Source organism: Cupriavidus sp. AU9028 (assembly GCF_019795295.1).
GTDB lineage: Bacteria > Pseudomonadota > Gammaproteobacteria > Burkholderiales > Burkholderiaceae > Cupriavidus.
Genome location: NZ_JAIMCG010000041.1, coordinates 1 through 842, shown reverse-complemented (window position 1 = coordinate 842; position 842 = coordinate 1). Strand labels below are relative to the sequence as shown.

Genomic DNA, 842 nt, shown 5'->3' with positions numbered 1-842 from the left:
CAACCGGTGCACGCGCGCATCGCCGCGCATGCCGCCCTGCATCCCGACGCCCTCGCGGTGGTCTGCGGCGGGCAGACGCTGTGCTACGGCGAGCTGCTGGCGCGCGCCGATCGCCTCGCCGCCGTGCTGCACGCGCGCGGCATCGGCGCCGAGCACCGCGTCGGCATCGCACTGTCGCGCTCGCCCGAGCTGATCGTCGCACTGCTGGCCACCCTGCGCAGCGGCGCCGCTTTCGTGCCCTTCGACCCGGCCTATCCGAAGGATCGGCTGGCCTACCTGTTCGAGGACAGCGCCATCGGGCTGCTGCTCACCGAGACGGCGCTGCTCGATACGTTGCCCGCGCCAGCCTCGCTGCCGGTGCTGACGCTCGATGCGGTCGCCGCCGATCTGGAACCGCTGCCCGAGCAACAGGTGCATCCCGATCAGCTGGCTTACCTGATCTACACCTCCGGCTCCACCGGCCGCCCCAAGGGCGTCTGCGTGCCGCACGGCCCGCTGGCCATGCATGTGGCCGCCACCATCGAAGCCTACGAGATGGGGCCGCACTCGCGCGAGCTGCACTTCCTCTCGTTCGCCTTCGACGGCGCGCATGAGCGCTGGCTGTGCGCGCTGGCCTGCGGCGGCGCGCTGGTGCTGCGCGACGATGCGCTGTGGACGCCCGAGCAGACCTGCGCCGCGCTGATCGAGCAGCGCATCACCAACGCGGGCTTTCCGCCGGCCTATCTGCGCCAGCTGGCCGAGTGGTGCGAGCAAAGCGGCCAGCGCCCCGACGTGTCGCTGTACTCGTTCGGCGGCGAGGCGATGCCGCGCGCCGTGTTCGCGCAGGCATGCCGGGCGCTGGC

1 protein-coding gene is annotated in these 842 nt (G+C 72.3%); it reads left to right on the top strand.

Annotated elements, in window-relative coordinates:
• A partial coding sequence (locus K6V06_RS20580; protein ID WP_222245985.1) for an AMP-binding protein occupies positions 1 to 842 on the top strand: 842 nt, incomplete at both ends.